At 70.8% G+C, this 23,940-nt stretch carries 18 protein-coding genes and 2 tRNA genes; 4 read left to right on the top strand and 16 right to left on the bottom strand.

Annotated elements, in window-relative coordinates:
- Window positions 1-38: 38 nt before the first annotated feature.
- Window positions 39-1,184, bottom strand: a complete 1,146-nt coding sequence (gene hppD, locus ABZ371_RS08470; protein WP_358675343.1) for a 4-hydroxyphenylpyruvate dioxygenase — start codon at window positions 1,182-1,184, stop codon at window positions 39-41.
- Between the two features lie 122 nt (window positions 1,185-1,306).
- Here hppD and ABZ371_RS08475 point away from each other — a divergent pair, with 122 nt between their 5' ends.
- Window positions 1,307-1,780 carry an Lrp/AsnC family transcriptional regulator gene (locus ABZ371_RS08475; protein WP_358675346.1) on the top strand — a complete coding sequence of 158 codons (474 nt, stop codon included), beginning with the start codon at window positions 1,307-1,309 and terminating at the stop codon, window positions 1,778-1,780.
- 69 nt (window positions 1,781-1,849) lie between these two features.
- On the opposite strand, the gene ABZ371_RS08480 is transcribed toward ABZ371_RS08475, so the two are convergent.
- The 4 genes from ABZ371_RS08480 to ABZ371_RS08495 form a co-directional block, all read right to left on the bottom strand.
- On the bottom strand, window positions 1,850-2,638 hold the full coding sequence (locus ABZ371_RS08480; protein WP_358675349.1) for a S16 family serine protease: 789 nt from the start codon (window positions 2,636-2,638) through the stop codon (window positions 1,850-1,852).
- 113 nt (window positions 2,639-2,751) lie between these two features.
- The gene (locus ABZ371_RS08485) at window positions 2,752-3,396 is read right to left on the bottom strand and encodes a helix-turn-helix domain-containing protein (RefSeq protein ID WP_358675352.1); all 645 of its coding nucleotides are present in this window, start codon (window positions 3,394-3,396) and stop codon (window positions 2,752-2,754) included.
- Window positions 3,397-3,936: 540 nt separating this feature from the next.
- Window positions 3,937-5,718, bottom strand: coding sequence for a DEAD/DEAH box helicase (locus ABZ371_RS08490; protein ID WP_358675355.1), 1,782 nt, complete (start codon window positions 5,716-5,718; stop codon window positions 3,937-3,939).
- Between the two features lie 257 nt (window positions 5,719-5,975).
- Window positions 5,976-7,454, bottom strand: a complete 1,479-nt coding sequence (locus ABZ371_RS08495; protein ID WP_358675358.1) for an MFS transporter — start codon at window positions 7,452-7,454, stop codon at window positions 5,976-5,978.
- A gap of 190 nt (window positions 7,455-7,644) precedes the next feature.
- Between ABZ371_RS08495 and ABZ371_RS08500 the strand changes: the two genes are divergently transcribed.
- Window positions 7,645-7,716: transfer RNA gene (locus tag ABZ371_RS08500), tRNA-Cys, on the top strand.
- A gap of 364 nt (window positions 7,717-8,080) precedes the next feature.
- Here the strand turns inward: ABZ371_RS08500 and ABZ371_RS08505 are convergent.
- Window positions 8,081-8,734: a hypothetical protein gene (locus tag ABZ371_RS08505; RefSeq protein ID WP_358675361.1), complete on the bottom strand. Its 654-nt coding sequence runs from the start codon at window positions 8,732-8,734 to the stop codon at window positions 8,081-8,083.
- 86 nt (window positions 8,735-8,820) lie between these two features.
- Here ABZ371_RS08505 and ABZ371_RS08510 point away from each other — a divergent pair.
- A tRNA-Arg gene (locus ABZ371_RS08510) sits at window positions 8,821-8,892 on the top strand.
- Between the two features lie 71 nt (window positions 8,893-8,963).
- Here ABZ371_RS08510 and ABZ371_RS08515 read toward each other — a convergent pair.
- From ABZ371_RS08515 to ABZ371_RS08525, 3 genes are all read right to left on the bottom strand, one after another.
- The gene (locus tag ABZ371_RS08515; protein WP_358675364.1) at window positions 8,964-9,596 is read right to left on the bottom strand and encodes a hypothetical protein; all 633 of its coding nucleotides are present in this window, start codon (window positions 9,594-9,596) and stop codon (window positions 8,964-8,966) included.
- A 115-nt stretch (window positions 9,597-9,711) separates the two neighbouring features.
- The gene (locus ABZ371_RS08520; protein ID WP_358675367.1) at window positions 9,712-12,084 is read right to left on the bottom strand and encodes a hypothetical protein; all 2,373 of its coding nucleotides are present in this window, start codon (window positions 12,082-12,084) and stop codon (window positions 9,712-9,714) included.
- A 21-nt stretch (window positions 12,085-12,105) separates the two neighbouring features.
- Window positions 12,106-12,543, bottom strand: a complete 438-nt coding sequence (locus ABZ371_RS08525) for a hypothetical protein (RefSeq protein ID WP_358675370.1) — start codon at window positions 12,541-12,543, stop codon at window positions 12,106-12,108.
- Between the two features lie 390 nt (window positions 12,544-12,933).
- On the opposite strand from ABZ371_RS08525, the gene ABZ371_RS08530 reads away from it, so the two are divergent.
- Complete coding sequence (locus ABZ371_RS08530) at window positions 12,934-13,290, top strand: hypothetical protein (RefSeq protein ID WP_358675373.1); 357 nt, start codon at window positions 12,934-12,936, stop codon at window positions 13,288-13,290.
- A gap of 33 nt (window positions 13,291-13,323) precedes the next feature.
- On the opposite strand, the gene mycP is transcribed toward ABZ371_RS08530, so the two are convergent.
- The 7 genes from mycP to ABZ371_RS08565 all read right to left on the bottom strand — a co-directional run bounded on the left by mycP (window position 13,324) and on the right by ABZ371_RS08565 (window position 23,939).
- Complete coding sequence (gene mycP / locus ABZ371_RS08535) at window positions 13,324-14,724, bottom strand: type VII secretion-associated serine protease mycosin (protein ID WP_358675376.1); 1,401 nt, start codon at window positions 14,722-14,724, stop codon at window positions 13,324-13,326.
- 29 nt (window positions 14,725-14,753) lie between these two features.
- The gene (locus ABZ371_RS08540) at window positions 14,754-16,220 is read right to left on the bottom strand and encodes a hypothetical protein (protein ID WP_358675378.1); all 1,467 of its coding nucleotides are present in this window, start codon (window positions 16,218-16,220) and stop codon (window positions 14,754-14,756) included.
- A gap of 39 nt (window positions 16,221-16,259) precedes the next feature.
- A complete protein-coding gene (locus ABZ371_RS08545; protein ID WP_358675381.1) occupies window positions 16,260-16,736 on the bottom strand; it encodes a hypothetical protein in 477 nt (158 codons plus the stop codon).
- 159 nt (window positions 16,737-16,895) lie between these two features.
- The gene (locus ABZ371_RS08550; protein ID WP_358675384.1) at window positions 16,896-19,235 is read right to left on the bottom strand and encodes a xanthine dehydrogenase family protein molybdopterin-binding subunit; all 2,340 of its coding nucleotides are present in this window, start codon (window positions 19,233-19,235) and stop codon (window positions 16,896-16,898) included.
- Window positions 19,236-19,314: 79 nt separating this feature from the next.
- A complete protein-coding gene (locus ABZ371_RS08555; protein ID WP_358675387.1) occupies window positions 19,315-21,078 on the bottom strand; it encodes a 2Fe-2S iron-sulfur cluster-binding protein in 1,764 nt (587 codons plus the stop codon).
- Window positions 21,075-21,971: an FAD binding domain-containing protein gene (locus ABZ371_RS08560; protein WP_358675390.1), complete on the bottom strand. Its 897-nt coding sequence runs from the start codon at window positions 21,969-21,971 to the stop codon at window positions 21,075-21,077. The genes ABZ371_RS08555 and ABZ371_RS08560 overlap by 4 nt, the downstream gene beginning before the upstream one ends.
- Window positions 21,972-22,310: 339 nt before the next feature.
- Complete coding sequence (locus ABZ371_RS08565; protein WP_358675393.1) at window positions 22,311-23,939, bottom strand: beta-N-acetylhexosaminidase; 1,629 nt, start codon at window positions 23,937-23,939, stop codon at window positions 22,311-22,313.
- Between the last annotated feature and the right edge of the window lies 1 nt (window position 23,940).

Raw genomic sequence — 23,940 nt, forward strand, 5'->3', positions numbered from 1 at the left:
CTCGCGGAGGGCCCGCTTCCGTGTGGGGTTCGCGCCGGTTACAGGTTGCCGCGCTTCTCCTGCTCGCGCTCGATCGCCTCGAACAGGGCCTTGAAGTTGCCCTTGCCGAAGCCCATCGACCCGTGCCGCTCGATCATCTCGAAGAAGACCGTCGGCCGGTCCTGGACCGGCTTGGTGAAGATCTGCAGCAGGTAGCCGTCCTCGTCGCGGTCGACGAGGATCTTCAGCTCACGCAGCGTCTCCACGGGCACCCGCGTCTCGCCCGCCCACTCGCCGAGCGTGTCGTAGTAGGAGTCCGGCGTGTCGAGGAACTGCACGCCGGCCGCCCGCATCGCCTTCACGGACGCGACGATGTCGTTGGTGGCGAGCGCGATGTGCTGGACTCCGGCGCCGCCGTAGAACTCCAGGTACTCGTCGATCTGCGACTTCTTCTTCGCGATCGCCGGCTCGTTGATCGGGAACTTCACCTTCAGCGTGCCGTCGGCGACGACCTTCGACATGAGGGCGGAGTACTCGGTGGCGATGTCGTCGCCCACGAACTCCTTCATGTTGGTGAAGCCCATGACCTTGTTGTAGAAGGTCACCCACTCGTTCATCCGGCCGAGTTCCACGTTGCCGACGCAGTGGTCGATGGCCTGGAAGGTGCGCTTGGCGGCCGGTTCGACGATCGGCTCGGCGGCCTGGTAGCCCGGCAGGTAGGGGCCGTCGTACCCGCCGCGCTCGACCAGGGTGTGCCGGGTCCTCCCGTACGTCGCGATGGCCGCCAGGACGACGGTGCCGTTCTCGTCCTTGACCTCGTACGGCTCGGTGATGCCCTGCGCACCGTGCTCGACCGCGTACGCGTAGGCGGCGCGGGCGTCCGGGACCTCGATCGCGAGGTCGACCACGCCGTCACCGTGGGCGCTCACGTGGTCGGCCAGGAAGGTGCCCCACTCGGTGGACGCCTTGACGACGGAGGTCAGGACGAAGCGGGCCGAACCGTTCGTCAGGACGTAACTCGCGGTCTCCCGACTGCCGTTCTCCGGTCCGGAGTAGGCGACGAGCTTCATGCCGAAGGCGGTCGAGTAGTAGTGCGCCGCCTGCTTGGCGTTGCCCACGGCGAAGACGACCGCGTCCATTCCCTTGACCGGGAAGGGGTCGGCCTGCCGTGCGGTGCCGGGCGTGGTGTGCAGGGTCTCAGTCATACCGGAAGGTTCCCGTCGCTTCGCAAGGTGCGCAACAGTTCGCGCGATCGGTGGGCAGCCTGCGCAGTGGATGGTCATGATAGGCGGGCTATCTGTACAGGATGACCACCGGGAGACGTGCCATGGCGATCGATCATCTGGACGGCCGGCTCATCGTGCTGCTGGCCCGTGAGCCCCGTATCGGCGTACTGGAGGCCTCGCGACGGCTCGGTGTGGCGCGCGGGACCGTACAGGCCCGGCTGGACCGCCTTCAGTCGAACGGCGTCATCCGCGGCTTCGGCCCGGACGTCGACCCCGCGGCACTCGGGTATCCCGTCACCGCGTTCGCGACCCTCGAGATCAAGCAGGGTCAGGGGGCGGACGTGCGGGCCCACCTGCGGGGGGTCCCGGAGGTGCTGGAACTGCACACCACGACCGGGCACGGTGACATGCTCTGCCGACTGGTGGCACGCTCCAACGCCGACCTGCAGCGGGTGATCGACCGGGTAGTCGGCTTCGACGGCATCATGCGGGCCTCCACGGCGATCGTGATGGAGAACCCCGTGCCGCTGCGCGTCATCCCGCTCGTGGAACAGGCGGCGCAGGACGCCGGCTGAGCCCGCCGCGGGCCGTGGGCCGGCGTGCCCGTGGGCGGTACCGCGGCGATCCGCCGGCGCACGGGCCGCTCAGCAGCCCGGCACCTTCTTGCCCTGCTCCAGAGCCCGGAGCGAGGACACGGCGCCCTTCAGCGTCGTGACGGGGATGAGCCGCAGGCCGTCCGGCTTCTCCGCCCGGGCCTCCTTGCACTCGGCCTCGGGCACCAGGAAGACGCTCGCACCGTCGCGCCGGGCCGCCTGCGTCTTCAGCGAGACCCCGCCGACGGCACCGACCGTGCCGTCCGCCTCGATCGTCCCCGTGCCGGCGACCGTGCGGCCACCCGTCAGGTCGCCGCCGGAACCGTCACCGGCCAGCTTGTCGATGATGCCCAGCGAGAAGAACAGGCCGGCGCTGGGGCCGCCGACATCGGCGAGATGCAGTGCGACGTCCACCGAACCGGGGGCCTTGCCGAGGTAGCGCAGGGCCGCGTCGACGGCGACGTCCTGCGACTCCCGCATGTCCTGGAGGTTGTGCTCCTCGATCTGCTTCTCGGAGCCGCCGGTCGGGTAGACGGAGTCGCGGGGCATGACCGCCCGGTCCGTCCTGAACCAGCTGTCCACGACGTCCGTGATCCCGACGTCGGCGTTCGGACCCGTCGCGACGATCGTGGTCATCAGCAGTTCGCCGTCCGTGGTGCGGGTCGGCGTCCCTTCGATGGTGATGACCGGCCTGCCCTTGTCCTCTCCCAGGACGTTCGCGGTCGTGCCGGGCTGCGCCAGCGTGAAGGGCAGCGGCGCGAAGGCGGCCGTGCCGAACAGGGCGAGGACGGGCAGCGCGCAGAGGGCGAGGGCGCGGGGGCGCGAGAGACGAGTGACCACCCGCCCAATCTATCCGCCGCCGCCCGGGCTCCCGCCCGCCGCCCGGGAGCCGGGCGGGAAGGCGGAAGGCAGGCGGTAAGGCGGGAGCGGGGCGGGCGCGAGCCGCGGCGGGGTCAGCGCAGGGCGTCGGCGACTTCGCGGGCCGCGTCCAGGACCCGGGGGCCGACCCGCTCCGGTACGGCGTCCGCGAGCATCACCACACCCACGCTGCCCTCCACCCCCGACACCCCGACGAGCGGGGCCGCCGCCCCGCAGGCCCCGGCTTCGAGCTCGCCGTGGGTGAGGGTGTACCCCGGGTGGTCGGTGACCGTCTTCTGCCGGGCGGTGAGGATGGCCCGGCCGGCGGCCCCCCTGTCCAGCGCGTGACGGAACCCGGCCCGGTAGGCCACGTGGTAGTCGGTCCAGGTGGGCTCGACGACGGCGACCGCGAGCGCGTCGGCTCCGTCGACGAGCGTGAGGTGGGCGGTGGCCCCTATATCCTCGGCCAGCGAACGCAGCGCGGGCAGGGCCGCCTCCCGGACGAGGGGGTGCACCTGGCGGCCGAGGCGCAGCACGCCCAGACCGACCCTGGCCCGGCCACCGAGGTCCCGCCGGACGAGCGCGTGCTGTTCCAGGGTGGCGAGCAGCCGGTAGACCACGGTGCGGTTGACGCCGAGTTTGTTCGACAACTCGGTGACGGTCAGGCCGTGATCGGTATCGGCGAGCAGTTTGAGGACACGCAGTCCCCGGTCGAGCGTCTGAGAAGTCTCCGCGGTCACGACGCCCTCTCCCTCGTTGGTGAGCGGGGCGGTTCTCTCTTCGGAGTGCCGACACCACACCCGTCGGCGACGCACCGAGAGGCCGCCGACTGGCCATGGCACCGGCTGCGCTCCGCGGCCACACTGCCACGAGGCGTTCACGTTTCGGGGACATTAGCGAGCGGGTCCGCTCAGCGGAAGACCTCGTCCAGAATCCGGTCTGCCCGGAGAACGCTCCGGCATAACCGCCGGTCAGCGCGAAAGCGTCCGGAACGCGAACATCTACGCGCGTTCATGTCGGAGGACGTCACCGCGACACTCCGTGCACGACACGTGAACCATTGTTAACCAGGTGTAAATAATTGTTGCAGAAACTACTGGCCGTACGGCCGCCGTACACCCCTCCGAGCGTCCCTACGCCCCCGTAGCGCCGCCCGCACGCCCGTCTCGGGCGCCGCCCGCACGCCCCCGCGGCATCGGGATCGGCACCGGGACGGGACGGGCCCGGTACGAGGCGCGTCGCGCCGTACCGGGCCCGTCGCCCCGCTCACCGGTGGCGGTTCACCGCATGCGCGTGGCCCACTCCTGCACCTTCTTGATCCGGTCCTGGATCTGGCCCGCCGTCGCCTCCGCGCTCGGCGGCCCGCCGCACACCCGCCGCAGCTCCGTGTGGATCACGCCGTGCGGCTTGCCGCTCTGGTGCGTGTACGCCGACACCATCGTGTTGAGCTGCTTGCGCAGCCCCAGCAGCTGCTTGTGCGTGACCACGGGCCTGCCCTCGGCCGGCTTCTCCAGCAGGTCCGCCTCCGAGGCGGGCTTCTGGCGGCTGTGCGCGATCTGCCGGGTCTGCCGCTTCTGGAGCAGCAGCTGGACCTGGTCGGGCTCCAGCAGGCCCGGGATCCCGAGGTAGTCCTGCTCCTCCTCGCTCCCCGGGTGAGCCTGCATGCCGAACTCGGCGCCGTCGTACAGCACCCGGTCGAAGACCGCGTCGGACTCCAGCGCCTCGAAGGGCAGCTGCTCCTCGGTCTCCTCGTCCTCGAGCTTCTCCGCGTCCGCGAGGAGCTGGTCCTCCTCGGCGAACGGGTTCTCCTCGTCGCTGCCCTTCTTCGGCTTGTCGAGCACGTGGTCGCGCTCGACCTCCATCTCGTTCGCGAAGTCCAGCAGCATCGGGATGGTCGGCAGGAAGACCGAGGCGGTCTCACCACGTCTCCGCGACCGCACGAACCGGCCCACCGCCTGCGCGAAGAAGAGCGGCGTCGAGATGGTGGTGGCGTACACGCCGACCGCGAGGCGCGGCACGTCGACGCCCTCGGACACCATCCTGACCGCGACCATCCAGCGCGAGCCGTCCTCGCTGAACCTGTCGATGTTCCGGGACGCGGCCTTCTCGTCGGAGAGGACCACGGTCGGCTTCTCGCCGGTGACCGACTTGAGGATCTTGGCGTACGCGCGGGCCGACTCCTGGTCCGTCGCGATGACCAGCCCGCCCGCGTCCGGGATGCCCTTGCGGACCTCGGTCAGCCGCTTGTCCGCGGCGGCCAGCACGTTGGGGATCCAGTCACCGGTCGGCGAGAGCGCGGTGCGCCAGGCCTGCCCGATGGCGTCCTTGGTCATCGGCTCCCCGAGCCGCGCGGCGATCTCGTCCCCCGCCTTGGTGCGCCAGCGCATGTTGCCGCTGTAGCTGAGGAAGATCACGGGGCGGACGACCCCGTCGGCGAGGGCACTGCCGTAACCGTACGTGTAGTCGGCCGAGGACCGCCGGATGCCGTCGTTGCCCTCCTCGTACGCCACGAAGGGGATCGGGTTGGTGTCCGACCGGAACGGCGTGCCGGTGAGGGCGAGCCGGCGGGTCGCCGGGTCGAACGCCTCCTGGCACGCCTCCCCCCAGGACTTCGAGTCACCGGCGTGGTGGATCTCGTCGAGGATCACGAGCGTCTTGCGCTGCTCGCACCGGTTGCGGTGCAGCATCGGGCGCACGCCCACACCCGCGTAGGTGATCGCGACCCCGTGGTACTCCTTGCTCACGGGCCCGGCACTGTAGTCCGGGTCCAGCTTGATGCCTATGCGGGCCGCGGCTTCCGCCCACTGCTTCTTGAGGTGCTCGGTGGGCGCCACGACGGTGATCTGCTGCACCACGTGGTGGTGCAGCAGCCATGAGGCGAGGGTCAGCGCGAAGGTGGTCTTCCCGGCGCCGGGCGTCGCGACCGCGAGGAAGTCGCGCGGTTGCTCCTGGATGTACTTCTCCATGGCACCCTGCTGCCAGGCGCGCAGCTTCCCGGCCGTCCCCCAGGGGGCGCGGCCGGGAAAGGCGGGTGAGAGGTGGTGGGAGGCGGTAGTAGTCACGGTCTCCGGTTCAGGGCACTCGGGTACGTGGGGCGGTGTCCCGCACGGGCCAGAAACAGCCCGTACGCGATACGACAACCGGGCCACCCTACCGGCGGGCGGCGCCGAACCCCGTACGGACCAGCCGTGGCTCCGTCGCGCTGAGACGGGCTTCACAGGGCACGGTGCGGGACGCATGGGCGCCGCCGCTCCCCGCCACACGTCCGGACGGGGCGTCCCGACGGCTCAGGCCGGTGCTGTGTGTCCGCACGCCGGTGCTAGGGGTCCGTCCGCACCCGCGTAGCGACCCACACCCCCACGAGTGCCACCGCCGCCATCGGCAGGAACACCACCGCGAACGCCCCGGGGTGCGCCGTGGCGGTACCGCTGCCGACGGCCCCGTGCGCGGCCGCACCCACCGAGCCGCCGCCGAGCGCGGCGAAGGCGGCGCCACCCACGGCGAGCAGCAGCGCGTTGGACAGACCGTCCGAGATCTGGAGGGCGGCCGAGTTGGCCCCCGCCTCCTGCGGGGCCGACAGCTTCAGGAGCAGCACGCTCGTCGACGCGATCACCATGCCCATGCCGAAGCACCCGACACCCCAGACCACGGCCAGGGTCCACACCGGTACGGCCTCGATCAGCACACTCGGCGCCGCGACGATCGCCAGGGTCACGAGCACCATGCCCACCACCATGAGCGCCCCGCGGTGAGGCTCCAGCCGGGGCCGGGCCAGGACGTACGAACCGAGCGCCCAGGTCAGACCGCCGGCGGCCAGGGAGAGACCGGCCATCGTCGGGGACAGGCCGCGCTGGGTCACGAGCATCAGGGGGACGAAGGACTCCGCGACGATGAACGAGCCGGCCGAGATCCCCCGCAGCAGGATCACGGCGGGCAGCCCCCGCTCGGCCCGCACCGTCCCCCGGGGCAGCAGTCCCCGCACGGCGGGGACGAGCAGCGCGGCACCCGCCACGGCCGGGACCAGCGAGACCCACCGGAGCTCCTGCCCCGCGTACTGGAGCAGCCCGGCGCCCGCCGAGATCCCGAGCGCGAGCCGGATGCGGCGCCGGTCGAAGGGCTCCGCGGCGGCCTCCGCGTCCGCGGCGCCTCCCGCCATCCGCCGGATCGCGGGAAGCGCGAGCCCCAGGGGCAGGAGGATCAGGACCGGGATGCCGACGAAGACCCAGCGCCACCCGAGGTGCTCGGTCACGGTCCCCGAGGCCAGCGGGCCGACGACGGACGGGACGATCCAGGCAGCCGAGAAGCCGGCCATGATGCCCGGCCGGATCCGCTCCGGGTAGGCCCGCCCGATGACGACGTACAGGGCCACGATCACGAGCCCACCGCCGACGCCCTGCACGGCCCGGCCCAGGATGAACGTCCACATGCCGGCCGCGGTCCCGGAGAGCAACAGCCCTGCCCCGAAGGCCCCGATACCGGTGGCGAGCGGGGCGAGGGGCCCGCGCCGGTCGGCCCACTGCCCGGAGAGCACCATGGCGAAGAGGCTGGTGGTGAAGTACGCGGAGAAGGCGAACGCGTAGAGCGGGATCCCGTGCAGCTCCCGGGCCGCCACCGGCATCGCCGTGCCCACGGCGGTCGCCTCGAAGGCGATGAGCAGGACGACAGAGACGATGCCGATGCTGAGCGCCCGGTAGGTGCGCCCCAGCACACCCTCCGCGGGTACGTCCGCGGGTACGTGCGCGGCTATGTCTTCGCGGGGGGCCGTGACCTCGGCGTCACGTGGTTCCAGGACACTCATGAACCCCAGGGTAAGGGCCGAAACACCGGATGGACCCTGTCGGTGGGCGGAGCGCGGGTCGGCCGTCGGTCGTAGGTCCACCGGGCCCCACTGTGAACGCCGCATGGCAGTCGCGTTGCGGGGCTGCCGCCGCCCTTGAACGGCGCGGCGCCGTGCCCGTACGGTCGGTGGCACAGGGAGCAAGACACCTGGCCGTGTGCCCGAGTGGTTCAGGGGCTCGACTGCAACTCGAGTTACACCGGTTCGAATCCGGTCACGGCCTCCGGCGGTACCCGGCGCTCCCGGGAGACCGCCTCAGCGCGAGGCCCGACGGCAACGGCCGCCCCCACAGTGCGGGGGGCGGCCGTTGCCGTACGCCAGGAAGCGTCGCACCCGTACCGCCACCCCACTCAGTTCGTCACCTGATGCCGCACGGCCCACCAGGCAGAGCCGCCAGTACCCACCGCGCCCCGTCAGCTCAGCGAAGGGTGTCGTCGTCGAACGCCCACGGAGTCAGTCGGTTTCCCGGTCGTTCCATTGTTGGTCCCCATGATCCTTGCTCGTGGTGCGCTTCCACCTCAAGCAGACCCTCAGGCGCTGGCCCCGGGCGGGCTCAGAGGCGCCGTCGGATCGTGCGCCGTTCCGCGTCAGGCGGCCGTCGGCAGCGCGGAGGGGATCTCGGGAGGCGTCGCGCATCCCATCTCCTCCGTCACCGACCGAGCGAACGTTCTCAGCAACTGCCACCGCAGTTCCGCTCCGAGGGTCACACCCGCCACCTCGAACCGGAGGGGCGGATCCGACGACTGCGACGCCGGCGCTCCGGGTACCGCGCATACCGCAAGCAACTGCGTGCGGCCGGGCCCTGGTTCCGGTGCCACGTACACGGCTTTGTTCACCCGGTGCCAGGTCAGCCGGTTCTTGGGATCTTCCATCATCCCGAGCGAGAGCACCGACCACTTGACGGAGACATCCACGGTCCTCGTGGCCCTGTCTCCCTCGAACGCGTCCATCCGGCAACCGGTGTGGCTGTCGTGCTGCAGATCCGAAGGCTTCCACTTCTCGGCCTCCTGCACGAGCCGATTCGCCAGCACATCCGCCTGAGGCGTCCCGCTCACCTGGACGTCGCCTGCGCCCGTCGTCCCGACGGCCGCCTCCACGTTCCCGGCGCCGAGCAATGACTTACAGCGCTTCAGTTCCGGTGACTCCGCGCGGTCATCTCCTCCTGAACACCCGGAGAGAAACACACAGATGACCATCAACGCGGCGGTGGTCACTCCCTTGAAACTGCGAAGCGCTTTCACATGACCCTTCCTTGGTCGCGGCGGCGGTCTCCGGTCAGCCGTCCCTTTCGGTCGTAGGCTTGCCGGCCCACTGCGCACGCGGCGTGGACCGTGTGCCCGAGTCGTTCAGGGGCTCGACTGCGACGCGAGTTGCACCGGCACGAATCCGGTCACGGCCTCCGGCGGGAGAACCCGAAAGCAAACGCCCACCCTCATGGTCCCGGGCGGCCGGTGCCGTCCGCCCCGGACGCTACTTCGGCGTGAGTACGGGGCTCTTCGGCAGACCGCCGTTGTTCTCGCAGTCGAGTTCCTTCACCAGCTCGAGCGACACGGCGTGCAGAATCCGCATGTTCATGTTGCGGTACTCACGCGTGTCGGGCGCGTCGCTCTTCCCGCGCCCGAAGCCGCCGTGAATGCGCAGCGGGGTTTCGTCCGACCCTTCCAGTTGGGGGCTGACGCACTCGAAGTACAGTGACGCGCCGCCTCGCCCGACGGACGACTGCACACCCATCGTGTACAACTCGTCGCCGGCCGGCAGCCCTTCGTCCTCCACGTCCTGCGGGGCGTACATGGAGTACTTCACGCCTCCGTGGTCCGTCTGCTCCGCGCCCTTCGGATTCAGCTCGCAAAGGGTGTCCCCACCGGCCCACGTACGACCGGACGCGTACCCCTCCTTGAGAGCCGCGACCACCCTCTTCATGCCCTCCGGGCTCTGGCGGAAGAAGAGCTTGTCGCCCGTGACCTTCTCGACCATGTCCGCCAGCGAGCCGGCGAACACGCCACCGCACACCTCGTCGGCCCCGACGAACGTCTTCGGCTCCTTCTCGTCGGAGGCACAGGCAGCACTCCCTGCGCCCAGGGCCAGGACCATCGCAGCAGCCATCAGAAAGCGTCGCACCAGCGCACACCCCTCTCGATCGTCTCGCTTTCGGCACTCCAACCGCCGGTTCGCAGTCGTCGGGCCGTCACCGGTCTCCGGACACACGCCGCGGTGCACATCAGGCCTCCGGTCCGACGCCTTGGACCCGCGCACGGAGATTCCCGTCGCCGTAGCCGATGAGCCTGGAGTCATCCATGTCCTCGGCCAATGAACCCTCGGTCCTGGCGTCCAACGCCTCGACCTCTCCCTTGTGCCGTGCAAGGAAGTCGTCGACCGGGCTCTCCGTATAGGCCTCGCCGGCTGTGTAGACGATCTTCTTCTCGTCGGCCGTGAGGTCCTCCAGTTTCTCCTTGTTCTCGTCGATCGCCTTGTCCCCCATTCCCCCGACGACATCACCGATGAACTGCTCGGCGGCTCCGGTCGCCGTATCGGTGAAGATGGGTACCAGGAGTGCACCGGCGCCGATCACCGGCGCGGCGGGAAGGAAGAACGCAGCCGTCGCGACTCCGGCACCGAGCGCGGCAGTACTGCCGAACTCGACCCAACCTGCACGTGTCTCCGCTGCCTTTTCGTAGTCTTCATGGGTCTTGAGGTTCGTTGCCTCGATCTGCTCCGCCCGTGACTGGTCCAGCATCCCCTGTACCTCGGCACCTATTTTCACCGCGCGTCGGACGCCGCCCGCGTCGATGTCACCGTCCTTGTCCACTTGTGCCTCAAGCGCACTGCTGGTGTACACCTGCTCGGCAGCACTCACGGATGCGTAGGCGTCCGGATGGTGCCCCAAGGCGCTGAGGAACTGTCGGGTCACGTCGCGGCCGTTCCGCTCGGCAGTGTCTGAGAAGTCGAGGTGCCCTTCTCCGTTCCCACCGGGCGCGAAAATGCTGCCCTCCTTGTTCTTGTCCATCGCCCAGTTGATGTCATCGATATACCCGGCGCCCATCGCCCCCAGGCTGTCGGACAGGGAAGCCTGATGCTTGAGCAACTTGGCGTCCGAGTACTTCTCCATGACGTCACGCATGATCTCGGCGTTGTCACCGTCCCGGACCACGCCCGCGTCCGGGTGGCCGGCCGGGTAACCGAGCGTCGCCGCTTCCAGCGCGTGCCCCAGAGCGTCCGGCATGTGGCCGAGCGAAGCCTCCAGCTCCTTCTGGTCGAGCGAGTTGACGTCCCCGAACGACTCCCACTTCTCGTTGCCGAAGAAGTCGAGGTAGTTGTCGATCGGCTCGCCGTCCGCCTTCCCGAGATCCGCGGTGGCTCCCTCGTCGACCGTGCCGTCCTCGTTGTACGCGGTCGGCGGGTCGTGGAAGAAGTGCTTCGCCGCGTCCGGGCTGTTGCCGAGCGCCTCCAGCATGGCCGTGGTCGGTTCGTAGCCGGCCCCGTTGACGCCCGAGGGGTTGAACGGGTTCTTGAAGGGGCTGTTCACCACCTTGTTCTCGGCGAACATGTACGGGTCCTTCTGGTGCAACTGCGCCACGTGCTCGGCTATGGGGTTCAGGAACTTGGCGTCGTAGTTCCCGTACCGCATGATCCCGCCGAGCAACTGGTAGCCGAACGGTCCGCCGGCGTCGTACTTGGCCAGCGGGATGCGCTCTGTACCGAGCTTGCGCAGCTCCGGCCCCCACTCGGCGGTGAACGCCTTGTCGTGGGAGGCCGTGGCCAGGTTGAGGCCCAGGTTCTCCTGGAGCGCCTGGACGTCCTTGAGGCGTTCCTTGTCGACCTTGCCGTACTCGTAGGTGTCCGTGGAGAGCTGACCGAAGAAGGCGAGGGACTTCTCCGGGCCGAGCTTCTCGTAGAAGTTCTTCGAGAACTCCACCGACTTGTTGTTGTCCTTCAGGAGCTCGTTGAGCTGCTGCAGTTCGGTGTGCGTGATGTCGCGGCCCTTGGCGGCCAGGTCGGCGGCCCGGGCGGCCTCCTCCTGGTCCATCTTCGTGTACTTCGGCGCGCTGAAGTCCTTGCCCTCGGTGACGTTGGCCTCGAGGGAGTTCTTGAAGGACACGTCCGTGTCGCCGCAGGTCTCGACGATGCTGTCGATCTTCTTCTGCCACGCCGCGATGTTCTCCTTCTGCTGGCGCACCAGTTCCGGGTAGTCGGGGTCGTGGTGGCGCAGAGCGGGCGGGATGTCCTCCACCGGGTGCCGCGCGGTGACCTTGCCCTTGGCGTCCACATGGATACCGGCCGCCGGACCCTCGTGGTCCCGGATGTCGATCAGGTCGTCCTTGGCCTTCTTGATGGCCGTGTGGGCCTCTTCGAGAATCTGCTTGACGCCCTTGGCCTCGGCGGCGGCGTCCTTGAACTCCTGGGCCGTCTTGCCGATGAACCCCTTGGTGACGCCCGCGTTGGCGCCTTCCCATTCGGCCTTGTCCGCCTTGGTCTTCATGCCGTCGTTGGCTTCGCCGGCCAGCTTGTCCAGCTGCGTGACCATGTGTGCCCAGTCGTCGGCCGCGGCCTTCAGCTTCGTCGTCGGCGCGTCGATTATGTCCGCGTACTCCATGTTCCTACGCTCCCCCGTGGGCTACTTCAGGTACTCGCTCAGCTTGGAGACGGAGATGAGATCGCCGCCGATCTGCACGTCGTCCTTCGTGTGGGCGGACTTCGTGTAGTCAAGGTGGTTCGAGATCTGCGCGCAGGCGTCGAGCAGCGTCTTCATATGCGTCTGCCAGCGATCGTGCACCTTGAGCAACGCTGACCCACTGGTGAAGTTGGCGCTCGTCAGCGCGTTCGCCGCGTCGAACGTGGCGGCCCGGGCATGGTCCCCGTCCTTGGCGAGCCGGGTGTGCAGGGTGTACGCGTCATGCCCGATGGCACCCAGGTGGTCCTGGTTGACGGCCAGATCGGCATCCGCCGGACCGCTGCCGCTGCCGCCGCCCTCCGTCGGGAGGCCGTTGAGCCGCATGTCGACCCGCTGGGTCGATTCCGCCCGAAGAGCCGCCCATTCTGCGTCGAACGTCACGTATTCCCCCGCACTCGTTCCCGGTTGCCGTCGGCCTCGTTATCGCTGACGCCCACGCTAACCGTTCGGTTTCGGCTGCGGGGCGCCGGGATGGGCGCACGTACCGCGCCATTCGGATGAAGACGGATAATCGTTGCAGGGTCTTTCGTCGTTCCGAGTCGCGGAACCGGCGGCGGGACCCATCACAGCGCTGCGGCGGCGCAGACATTGCAGGCATTGCAGGCGATGTGACGAGTCGAGGTTCCGGGGTTTCGTTGCCTGCCCAGGAGATGTGCCGATCGGAGCCTGCTTCAATTGGACATGGCCATATCCGAGGGAGGCGAGCAACTTGCCCCGGCATGGCTGGATATCGGAAACAATGTGTGCGGCATCCTCCACGGACGAAGCAATGTGTCCCTGGTCCTCGCGCACTTCGTCGCGGCCGGCTGGAGCTCCAGGCCCTCCTCGCGGGAGGGCCACGAACTGGAGACCGGTCGGTGCCGGCTCGAGATCGACCCCACCGATGAGGGCGTGCTCCTGAACGGGGTCATCGACCCGCAGCGGCTAGGGGAACTGGGCGCGCTGCTGGCCCGGCTCACCCCACGTTTCGGCCTCGAACCTCATGACGACGACGGCACCCTCGTGGAGCAGGTCGACGGCCGCACACCGGGTCCGGCGGCGGCATTCGAAGCGGCGGCGACAGCTGAACCGGCCGTCGCGAAGGGTCCACGCCGGGGAAGCCGAAACGCACACCGCCGCAGCCGGTGACGCGAAGCGGTCGCCACGGCTACGGGGCGCACCTCATCCGGCAGACCCATCGCCCTGGCTCGGAGGGCCCGGATACGGCGAGTGGGGATGCTGGGCCCCCTGCGACGGAGCGTGGGGCGGGTAGGGAGCCTGCGGCTGAGACTGCTGGTACGGGTACGACGCCGGGGGCTGCTGCGGCGCGTACGGCGGGGCGGCCGAGGCGGCCGCCTTGCGGCGCCGGGACCGTACGGCCATGAGGGCCGCGGCTCCACCGACGAGAACCGCCGCTCCGACGCCCACGCCGATCCACAACGTGTTGTTGCCGCTCCCGCCAGCCGCCGGGGCGGCGACAGCGGCATCCGGCTTGCCACCTGCCTCGGAACCGGCCCCGGCCTCCGACGGCTCCGCGGCGGGAGACGGGGACGCTGCCGCGGCGAGGTCGGGAAGCGGGTACTCGTCGGCGGGGCCGGGGTCTCCCGGTGTTTTCAGGGCGACGCTCGGACGAACGACTCCGTAGCCGATGTAGTCGGTGCGCTCGTCACCGCTGACCGGGCCACTCGCGGTGTTGAGCAGTACGCGCAGGACCTGGTTGTTGGTCCAGTCGGGGTGCTGGGACCAGAGCAGGGCGGCGGACGCCGAGACGATCGCGGTGGCTGCGCTGGTTCCGGTGCCCTTGCACAGCTGGGTTCCACCGCTGCAGGCGTACACCATGTCTACGCCAGGGCCGGCAAGGTCGACCTGTTTCCCGTACTGGGAGATTTTCGCTCTTTGTAGATCTTTGCCGACCGCCCCGACACCGACAACACCGGGAGTCCCTGCCGGGTATTCCAGTACGTTGCCTTCATCTGCCGTGTTTCCGGTGGACGCGAAGACAAGAGCACCTTCGTCGAGTGCGTACTGCACTGCGTCGGCGAGACGCTGAGAACCTGTTTGGTTACCCATGGAGATATTGATGACCTTGGCGCGCTTTGTTGCTGCGTAGCGGATTGCCGCCGAGACGTCGTCGTTGAAGTTTTCTCCACCGGTGGCGCCGTTCACCTTGCCGGTGTCATCCCTCACGCGAATGGGGAGGATTTTGGCACCCGGGGCCAGGCCAGAGGCAGCACCATCACCACCCGCAGCGGCGCCCCCCGCGATGAGAGCCGCCATACCGGTCCCATGGTTGTCATAATCCGTGGTCTCGTCCCCAGGCGAGTCGGCCGCCAGGTCCTTCCCCTTGAGGACCCGTCCCGAAAGACTGGGAACGGACGGGTCCACACCCGAATCGATGACGGCGACGATGACGTTCTTGCCCGTGCTGCTTTTCCACATCTGCTCGGCTTGCATCGCGTCGAGATGCCACTGCTGCGAGCGGGCAGAATCCGCATACACGGGGCTGGCGCTCAGCAGGAGCAGTGCCGCCGCGGCCGAGGCGAGGGTTCCACGACACATGACCGTGGCACTGTTGGCGCGCATCCGATACCCCTTGTCTGACTTCCTACCGCTCAGTCGATGACTGGCGGGACAACGCGTCGGCCGCCCTGTTGCCACGTCTCCTCGTCCTCGACAAGGTAATCCGGGCGCTCGCCCTCATCCCGACGTGGATCACGAGATCGCTGAGGAGCGAGCGCTCCACGTCCTGCTTGCCCGGCCGCACGGCCCTCGCCGCCTGCCGCCGCGCCTCGCACCAGACCGGTGCCCCCAGGCGTGAACGGACGAGAGGCGGCCGCGGCGCGTCCCGGCTGTTGGGGGCGGCCAGCCACGACACCACCGGGCTCGCCTGCCAAGCGGCGACCGCCAACGATACCGCTCTGGCTTCCACCACCGGCTCCACCGACACCCGCGCCGTGGCCCATCGGCGCACGACCGGCATGAGCAGCTTCGCCACCGATCACAGTGCCGCGCGGAAGCCCTCCCGCAGGGCGCCCAGTCATCTGTGCGGCAGGCCTACCACCGACGATCCCACCGTCTCTGCTCGGTCGCCCGACAGGGTTGACCCCGGAGTTCCCGGGCCCCGACGCCAATGGCGGACGAGTAGTGGCGGTCGCCTTGCCACCCGTAGTCGCAGGCGGCACCGTCAGCCCGCTGCGGACGTTGGGCGGAGAAACAGCAGGAGTGGTGAGAAGTCCATCCGGTTTGTTCGAGGCGGCGGGAGCCGACGGGCCCACCGCAGTGTCCGGTGGGGCCGTCGGCAGGGTCGCGACACTGTCGATCTCGGTCGCCACCGGGGGCAGCACCGCACTGCTCACCGGAGGATGCACCGTGGAACCGACCGGCGCCGTCACCGCCGCGTGGGAGGACGAGGAAGCAGACGGGGCACTTACGGATTGACGACCGCCATCGGACGCCCCGACACCTCCAGGCTGGGTGCCGGCGGATCGCCCTGCCGTTTCCCCGCCAGCGATGTAATCACCACTCACTCGTCCACCCGTGTCCTCCGGCGCAATCACCTGCGGCGGCGGCGGGAACGTCGGCTTCTTGAGGCCACCGATGCCGTCGGCGCTGTGACTGTAGGCCTCGGAAAGCTTCTTCAGCTCCTTCGCCGCAGCAATTCTCTCCGTCTCCATTTCGCCGGTCAGCTTCTTGACCAGCGCCGACGAGTCCGGGTCGTTCGGTGCAGCCAGTGCGGCATCGAGATTGCTCTGCGCCCCCGCCTTGGGGCGGGGTGCCGCCGCCTTGGCAAGGGCGATCGCGTCGGCCGCGTGACCCAGCTGCGTGGACGCCCCCTTGCTGTAGTCACCGAGCCGCAGCGTCGCATTGGCCAGGTCGGCGGCCCACGTGCGGAACGACTCCGCGCCCTGGCCCTTCCAAGCCACGACCTGCGGACGGACCTTGAGCTCCTCGGCGACCTTGTTGATCGCCGTCGCCGCGCTCGCCAGACGGTCGGCCACAGACTGCACGGCCGCGCTGTTCGCCTGGTCCAGCCAAGCGATCATCTGCTCGTGCGACATTTCCTCGAAAGATGTCGTCATTCCGCTCCCCCGTCTACGCCGGCGCACGCCATGTCGTACTCACTCCCACGAACCACCGGTCTGCTCGGTCGGTGAGGGCTTGGGAGTCGCCGCCGCCTGCCCACCGCCCTGCTGTCCCTCACCGGGAACCGGGTTGTACTCCCCGGGGTAGTGCTTCTCCGCGTCCCGCTTGATCGCCAGCATGCGGTCACGGATGTCGTCGTCGAGATTCTCGTAACCCTTGTGTGCCGCCAGCACCGCGATACTCATGCCCTCGATGGACTCCGACAGCAGCTTCGAGAGGGTTTCCAGCTCCGTGACGACCTTCTGGTACGAAGTGAACAACCCCGATGCCTCGGCCCACGAAGGATCCCCGAACTGGGTTTTCTCGATGGAGACTTCGCCCAACTTCTTGGCGTCGGCCGGCGACTTCTTGAGGTCGCGCAGTATCTCGTCGACATGGTCGCGGAACTTCGTGAACGACGTCAGCTCCGTGGCCAGTTCCATGGCCGCGACCGCCCCGGCCACAGGAGACATGAACGGCAGAGCCGCCAGCCCCGCCAACCCTGCTCCGGCCCCGTCACTCGGCAGCACAGCACCCTCCCCGTATCCGGCTGGCTACAACATTCGGGATCACTGTAGTCAGCACCCGTGACACACCGCATCCCCGGGTTGCACGTGCAACGTGAATCACCGTCAGGGCCTGGGCGTTGCCACCGCTGCCTGCGGGCGGATCGGCAGGCGGTTGACCGGGCGGCCCGTGGCGGCGCGGACCGCTGCGGCCACCGCCGCGGGGGAGGTCACCACCGGCACGGCCGAGGCCGCCTTCGCGCCGAAGGGGGCCACCACGTCGCGCTCCTCGACCAGTTTGACGATGCGGATGTCCGGGGCGTCCAGGGACGTCGGAAGCGCGTACCCCGTGAGGTCGGGGTGGCGGATCAGGCCGCGGGCGGTGCGGAGGTTCTCCGTGAGGGCCGCTCCGATCCCCTGGGTGACGCCCGCCTCGATGCGGGTCGCCAGTTGGGACGGGTTCAGGACACGGCCGACGTCCTGGGCGACCGCCATCTCGACCACCCGGACCGAGCCGAGCTCGACGTCCACGTCGACCACCGCGCGGACCGCGCAGAAGGCCAGGCCCACGAAGGCGTCGCCCTGCCCGGACTCGTCCAGGGGTTCGGTCGGGTGGGGGCGGCACTGGGCGGTGGCCCAGAGCTCCTTGCCGTCCATGGCCTCCATGACCGTCGTGGACAGCACCCCGTCGTACGACGTGATCTTGCCGTCGGCGATCTGGAGGAGTTCCGTGGACATGCCGAACTTGTGGGCCAGGGGCTGCAGCAACTGGGTACGGACCATCTTGGCGGCGCGTTCGACCGCGCCGCCCGACACCCAGGTGTGGCGCCCGTGCGTCGCCGGGCCCGCGGGGGGCTGGTCGGTGTCCACGGCGGCCACGTGGACCTCTTCGACGCCCAGGGTCTCCTGGACGATCTGGCGGGCGAGCGTCGTGAAGCCCTGGCCGGTCTCGACGGCCGCGCAGATGACCGTGGCGACACCGTCGTGGACCCGCACGGTGGCCGTGGAGACCTCGTCCGTGCCCTCGGCGCCGAGCATGTGGACCATGCCCAGCGCGTACCCGACACCCCGGCGTACCGCCCCCGGTTCGCCGGCGCCCTCGGGGCCGCCCGGCAGCAGCCAGTCGTCCTCCGGGGCGTCCTTCGGGAGCGCGGGGAGCGGGCAGTCACGGACCGCCTGCAGGAGCTCGGCCACCGGGGCCGGGCACGTCACCGTCTGGCTGGTGGGGAGGATGTCACCGGTGGACAGGGCGTTGCGGAGGCGGAGTTCGGCGGGGTCGACGCCGATCTTCGCCGCCAGTTTGTCCATCTGGCCCTCGTAGGCCGCGCAGACCTGCATCGCGCCCTCTCCGCGCACATGGCCGGAGGGCGGGTTGTTCGTGCGGACCGCCCAGCCCTCGATGAAGGCGTGCGGGACCACGTAGGGCCCGCAGGCGAAGGCCACGGCGGCGGCGAGGGATTCGGACGAGGAGTCGGCGTAGGCGCCCGCGTCGAGGAGGATCTGGGCCTCGACCTTGACCAGCCTGCCCTCGGCGTCCGCGTGGTGGCGGTAGCGCAGCAGCGTCGGGTGGCGGTGCGCGTGGCCGAGGAAGGACTCCTCGCGCGTGGCGGCCAGTTTGACCGGGCAGCCGGTGCGCAGGGCGAGCAGGCCGAGGGGGATCTGGAAGCCGGGGTCCTCGCGGTCGCCGGTGGCGCCGGGGACGCCGGTCACGACGACCTTGACCCGGTCGGCGTCCAGGCCGAAGCAGGCGGCGGCGAGGTCGCGGTCGGTGTGCGGGTCGGTGGAGGCGGTGTACAGCTCGACGCCTCCGTCGGGGCGGGGCACGGCGAGCCCGGCCTCGGCACCGATCGGGGCGGGGTCCTGGCGGCCGATGCGGTACAGGCCCTCGACGATGACCTCGCCCACGGCGTCCGGGTCGCCGTAGCGCAGGGGGATGTGGCGGACGAGGTTGCCGTCGGGGTGCAGGGGTTCCGCGGCGAAGGCCTTCTCCGGGTCGGTGACCGGTTCGAGCACCTCGTACTCCACCGCGATCGCCGCGGCGGCCAGCCGGGCGGTGTCGGGGTGGTCGGCGGCGACGGCGGCGATGGCCTCGCCGTGGTGGCGCACGATGTCGGACGCGAAGACGGGCCGGTCGACCACGCTCCTGCCGTACATGGTGTCGCCGGGGATGTCTTGGTGGGTGACGACCGCCCGGACGCCGGGCATCGCGGCGGCGGCCGACGGGTCGACCGACAGGATGCGGGCGTGCGCGTGCGGGGAGCGGAGCACCGCTGCCCACAGCAGCCCTTCGGCCCAGAGGTCGGCCGCGTAGGGGAACGTGCCTTCCGCCTTGGCGCGCGCGTCCGTCGGCGGGAGGGAGGCGCCCAGGCCGTGCGCGGGCGGCTCGAGGTCCGGGCCGGGACCGGCGCCCTCGGGCTGCGGTGACGTGAGGGTGGTGCTGGTCGCGGTGGCTGCGTCGCTGCTCACGCCGCCTCCTTGTCGTTCGCCCCGCTGCTGCCGCGGCGGCTGGTGGTGTGGGTGACCGGTGGGACGGGAGACGCGGTGTTCACCGGGGGTCTCCCTCGTGGGCGTGGTGCTGGACGCCGCCCGCACCGGGGGCCGCCTGGTGCGGGATGCGGGGTTCGTCGTCGGCGGATGCCGCCTCCGCGGTCGCCTCCCGGCCCGCGACGACCTCGCGTACGGCGTCGAGCACGCCCCTGTAGCCGGAGCAGCGGCAGAGGTTGCCGCAGAGGGCCTGCCGCGTCTCCAGCTCGGTGGGGGCGTGGTTGCCCTCCAGGAGGTCGTGGACGGTCATGGCCATCCCCGGGATGCAGAAGCCGCACTGGACCGCTCCGCAGTCGGCCAGGGCCCGCTGGACGTCGGAGGGTTCCCCGTCCACCGCCAGGCCTTCGACCGTGCGGACCTCGCTGCCGGCCGCGGTGGCCGCGGGGACGAGGCAGGAGGCGACGAGCCGGCCGTCGACCTGGACGTTGCACGCCCCGCATTCGCCCTGCGAGCAGCCGTCCTTCGCCCCGGCGAGGCCGAGGCGCTCGCGGAGGACGTAGAGCAGCGACTCGCCGATCCAGGCGTCGGCGACGGGCCGGTCCACGCCGTTCACGTGGAGGACGTACGACGCCGCCGGGTGCTCGCTGGGTACGTCGATGAGTGCGGGAGCGGGGGTGGCAGGTGTGCCGGGCACCGCGTCCGGCGTCCCGGAGGCGTCGTCGCCGCTCTCCGGGGGCGCGGGTGCCTCAGCGGCGTCCGTGGGGGCTTCCCCCGGGGCTGCTGCGGGCTCCGGGGCGTCACCGGGGGTACCGGCTCCGCCGTGTTCCGCCGGGGCTCCCCCGACCGGTGCCGCGAATGCCTCGTCGGCCGGCACCGCGGAGACTCCCTCGGCCGTTTCCTCGACGGATTCTTCGGAGGCTTCGTCGGCGGCTTCCGCGGAGGCGTCCCGGGTGCTCGCCGTGAAGGGGTCCCCGTGGCTCGCCGAGGCGTCCCAGGTGCTCGCGGTGACGGGGTCCTCGGGGCCGCCCGGGACGTCGGGCTCGTATCCGCGCGTGCCGTCGGGGTCCTCACCGGAGGTGTCTCCGGCCGTGCCGGATCCGGGCACGTCAGCCCCGGCCGCCTCCGGCTCTCCGGCCTCCTGCTCCGCCGGGCCGGGGAACCCGTGCCCGGCGGCGGCCGCGGGCTCCTGCGGGGCGGGCGCCGGCTCCGGTGCGGCCCACGGCGCGGGGGCGCCGCCCGGCAGCGTGGCCGGGGGCGCGTCCGCGTACCACTGCGACGCCGTCGCCGAGGCCGCGTACTCGCCGGACTCCTCCGGGAGGTCGCCGTCCGCGACCGGGATCGTCCACTGCCCGGTGTGACCGAGGGGTTCGGGGACCGGCTCGGGGGACGGTGCGGCGGACTCGGCCCCGGAGAAGTGCCACTGCGCCGTCGTGGACGACGTCTGCCCGTACTGCGAGGTGTCCGGGTGCTGCTCCTGGTACGCCCCGTGCGTGCTGTTCGGGTCGGGCCAGTGGACCGCTTCCGGTGCCGGCTCCGGGTGCCCGGCGTCCGCGCGGTCCTGCCGGCCCGGCGTCTGGACGACCCAGCTGCCGGTCGCCGCGGGGTCCAGCCCCGCGGCGGGGGTCAGCGGAAGGATCATCGGCGGGACGTAGCTGTGCCCGGGAGCGGCCAGGGGGACGCCGCCGAGGTTCGCCAGGTCCTCCGGAGGCAGGTGGACGAAGGCGGTCGCCTCCGCGTCGTACTCGCCACCCTGCGGGGTGGGTTCCCAGCCGGCGTACGGGTCGGGCTGCCCGTGCGGCTGCTCGGGGTTCTCCTCGTTGCTCACGACAGTGCCCTCCCCAGTGCGCGTCGGGCGAGCGCGGCGACCGTGCGCCGCAGGTGCAGTACGGCGGGAGGCAGCGGTGGCGCCTCTCCCCCGTCGTCCGGTGGGGCCTGGTCCGGGATGCAGGCCGCGGCGACGTACTCGCCGAAGGCGGCCAGCGCGTCGGGGGCCAGGCCGCGTTCGCCGTCCCAGTCGATCAGGGAGGCGATCCAGCGTTCGGCCTCCAGGGGCCTCAGCGGCATGGGGGCGATCGCGCCGACCGCGCAGCGCACACCGCGCCGCGCCGGGTCCAGGACGATCGCCACGGAGGCGGTGGCCCGCCCGGGGCCGGTGCGGCCGGTGGCCTTGAGGAACACCTGGGGAGCGTGCAGGAGCGGTACGCGGACGAAGCCGATCAGTTCGGCGGGTTCGAGCATCTCGCGGCCGGCCAGCAGGTGCGAGACGGGGATCTCGCGCCGGGCTCCGCCGGGTCCCGCGATGACCAGGTCGGCCTCCAGGGCCGCCAGCACCGGCAGGGCGTCGCCGGTCGGGGCCGCGGTGGCGATGTTGCCGCCGAGTGTTCCGGCGTTGCGGATCTGGGGCGGGCCCGCGGCGCGCGCGGACGCGGCCAGCGCCGGGATGAGGGCGGCGAAGTCGGGCCGGCCCATGCGGGCGTGGGTGAGGCCGGCCCCGAGGAGGGCGTGGCCGTCCTGGTAGTGCCAGCCGCGCAGTTCGCTGATGCGGCCCAGGCCGACCAGTCCCGAGGGCCGCAGGAGGCCCTTGTTGACGGCCGCCATGAGGTCCGTGCCCCCGGCCACGGGGACGGCGGCGGGCATGGCGCCGAGAGCCGCCACGGCCTCGTCGAGCGAGGCCGGGAGCGTCACCGACCGCATCGCCTGCGGTGCGTGCGTGGTCAACCCAGCTGCCCCTTCCCGGTGTCCCGGCAGTCCCGCCTGTCCGCCGTACGGTACGTGCTCACGGCCGGGACGTGGCAACTCTGGCACATCTTCCGTGCGGACCGGCGCGAGGGTCCGCGAAGGGCGCATCCGTCCCCCACCAGGGGGTACACCACCTTTGGGATACCTTCTGCCCGGTGCGCGCATTGCCACTCTTCGGTGCGTTCACGCGTCTTGTCCGGTGCCCGGGTCCGCCCGTGACGTTCGCGCGCCCGCCCTGTGCTCGACAGGGTGGGCGCGCGCGGACCGGGGAGTCCCCGGACACGGGGTGCGCCTCGCCGGGGCGGGGCGCGGGACGGTTCACACCTGCGGGGGCGGTCCCTCGATCGGGCGACCCAGGACGCCCGGACGCCGTTGCCACGGCAGGGGGCCGCCCGGCGGCCGGTAGCCGACCCCCAGGGCGTCCAGCCGGGCGTAGTGCTCCGCCATGCGGTGCTCGAAGCCGGCGAAGTCCCGCTCCCCGGGCGCCGGGAGGGGGGACCAGGCGACCTCGGCGAGGGCCGCGAGCCGCGGGAAGACCTGGTAGTCGACGCGCGCCCTGTTCTGCATGACCTCGGTCCAGACGTTGGCCTGGGTGCCGAGGACGTGGGCGGCCGCCTGCTCCGAGAGTCCCCGGGGCACCGGTTCGAAGCGGTAGACGTCCTCCAGGGTGCGTACGTAGCCGATGGGCATCGGCTCGTCGGGGCCGGCGTCCTGACGGTGGTCCAGGTAGACCTGCTGTTCGGGGCACATCACCACGTCGTGCCCCGCCTCGGCGGCCGCGACGCCACCCGCGTACCCCCGCCACGACGACACCGCGGCGCCCTCGGCGAGGCCGCCCTCCAGGATCTCGTCCCAGCCGATGAGCCGGCGGCCGCGGGCGGTGAGCCAGGCGTCGAAGTGCCGGATGAACCAGGACTGCAACTCGTCCTCGTCGGCGAGGCCCAGTTCGGTCATCCGGGCCTGGGCGGCCGGCGACCGCGCCCACTGGTCCTTGAGGCACTCGTCACCGCCGACGTGGATGAACGGGGAGGTGGCGGCGGGGAAGAGTTCGAGCAGTTCCTCGAATACCCCTTCGAAGAAGCGGAGCGTGTTGTCAGTGGGCGCGAGTACGTTCGGACTGATGCCCCAGGTGTCCCACACGGAAAGGGTGGAGGTGTCGATGACGTCGGTGTTGCCCAGTTCCGGATATGCGCTGATCGCGGCCTGCGAGTGCCCCGGGATGTCGATTTCGGGGACGACCCGGATATGCCGCTCGGCGGCGTACGCGACGATTTCCCGGATGTCGTCCTGCGTGTAGAAACCGCCGTGCGGGGTGTCGTCCCACAGCTCGGAGGCACGGTGCCCGTACTTGCTGCGCGCGCGCCAGGCGCCGGTCCCGGTGAGCCGCGGATGACGCCTGATCTCGATGCGCCAGCCCTGGTCGTCGGTGAGGTGGAAGTGGAAGACGTTGAGTTTGTGGGCGGCCATGAGGTCGAGGTAGCGCAGGACGTCGTCCTTCGGCATGAAGTGCCGTGCCACGTCGAGCATCAGGCCGCGCCAGGGGAAGCGCGGGCTGTCCTCGATGTCCGCGCAGGGGACCCGCGGAGCGGCGGAACCCACGGGCGCGCGGCGGAACGCCTGGGGGCCCAGGAGCTGACGGAGCGTCTGCGCGCCCCAGAAGACGCCCGCGGCGCTGCCTCCCGTGATCTGCACGCCCGCGTCGGGCGTGACGGTCAGCCGGTAGCCCTCGGGGTCCTTGGCGGGGTCGATGCGCAGGTGGACGGTGTTCCCGGTGCCGTCGCTCCCCGGGGCGAGCGGGAGGCCGAACGCGGCGCCGAGGGTGGTGCGCAGCCAGCGCGCGGTGGTCCCGGTGCCGCTGCCCGCCGTGAGGGTGGTGGCCCGGTCCAGGGCGAACGTGCCCGGGGCGGCGGCCCCGGCGCGCACGGGCGCCGGAATGAGGTTGTCCACG

Source organism: Streptomyces sp. NPDC005899 (assembly GCF_040629645.1).
Lineage (GTDB): Bacteria > Actinomycetota > Actinomycetes > Streptomycetales > Streptomycetaceae > Streptomyces.

Coding starts and splice junctions, on each gene's coding strand:
- hppD (WP_358675343.1), bottom strand. CDS start 1,184: ATGACTGAGACCCTGCACACCACGCCCGGCACCGCACGGCAGGCCGAC.
- ABZ371_RS08475 (WP_358675346.1), top strand. CDS start 1,307: ATGGCGATCGATCATCTGGACGGCCGGCTCATCGTGCTGCTGGCCCGT.
- ABZ371_RS08495 (WP_358675358.1), bottom strand. CDS start 7,454: ATGAGTGTCCTGGAACCACGTGACGCCGAGGTCACGGCCCCCCGCGAA.
- ABZ371_RS08515 (WP_358675364.1), bottom strand. CDS start 9,596: ATGGCTGCTGCGATGGTCCTGGCCCTGGGCGCAGGGAGTGCTGCCTGT.
- ABZ371_RS08520 (WP_358675367.1), bottom strand. CDS start 12,084: ATGGAGTACGCGGACATAATCGACGCGCCGACGACGAAGCTGAAGGCC.
- mycP (WP_358675376.1), bottom strand. CDS start 14,724: ATGCGCGCCAACAGTGCCACGGTCATGTGTCGTGGAACCCTCGCCTCG.
- ABZ371_RS08540 (WP_358675378.1), bottom strand. CDS start 16,220: ATGACGACATCTTTCGAGGAAATGTCGCACGAGCAGATGATCGCTTGG.
- ABZ371_RS08545 (WP_358675381.1), bottom strand. CDS start 16,736: ATGTCTCCTGTGGCCGGGGCGGTCGCGGCCATGGAACTGGCCACGGAG.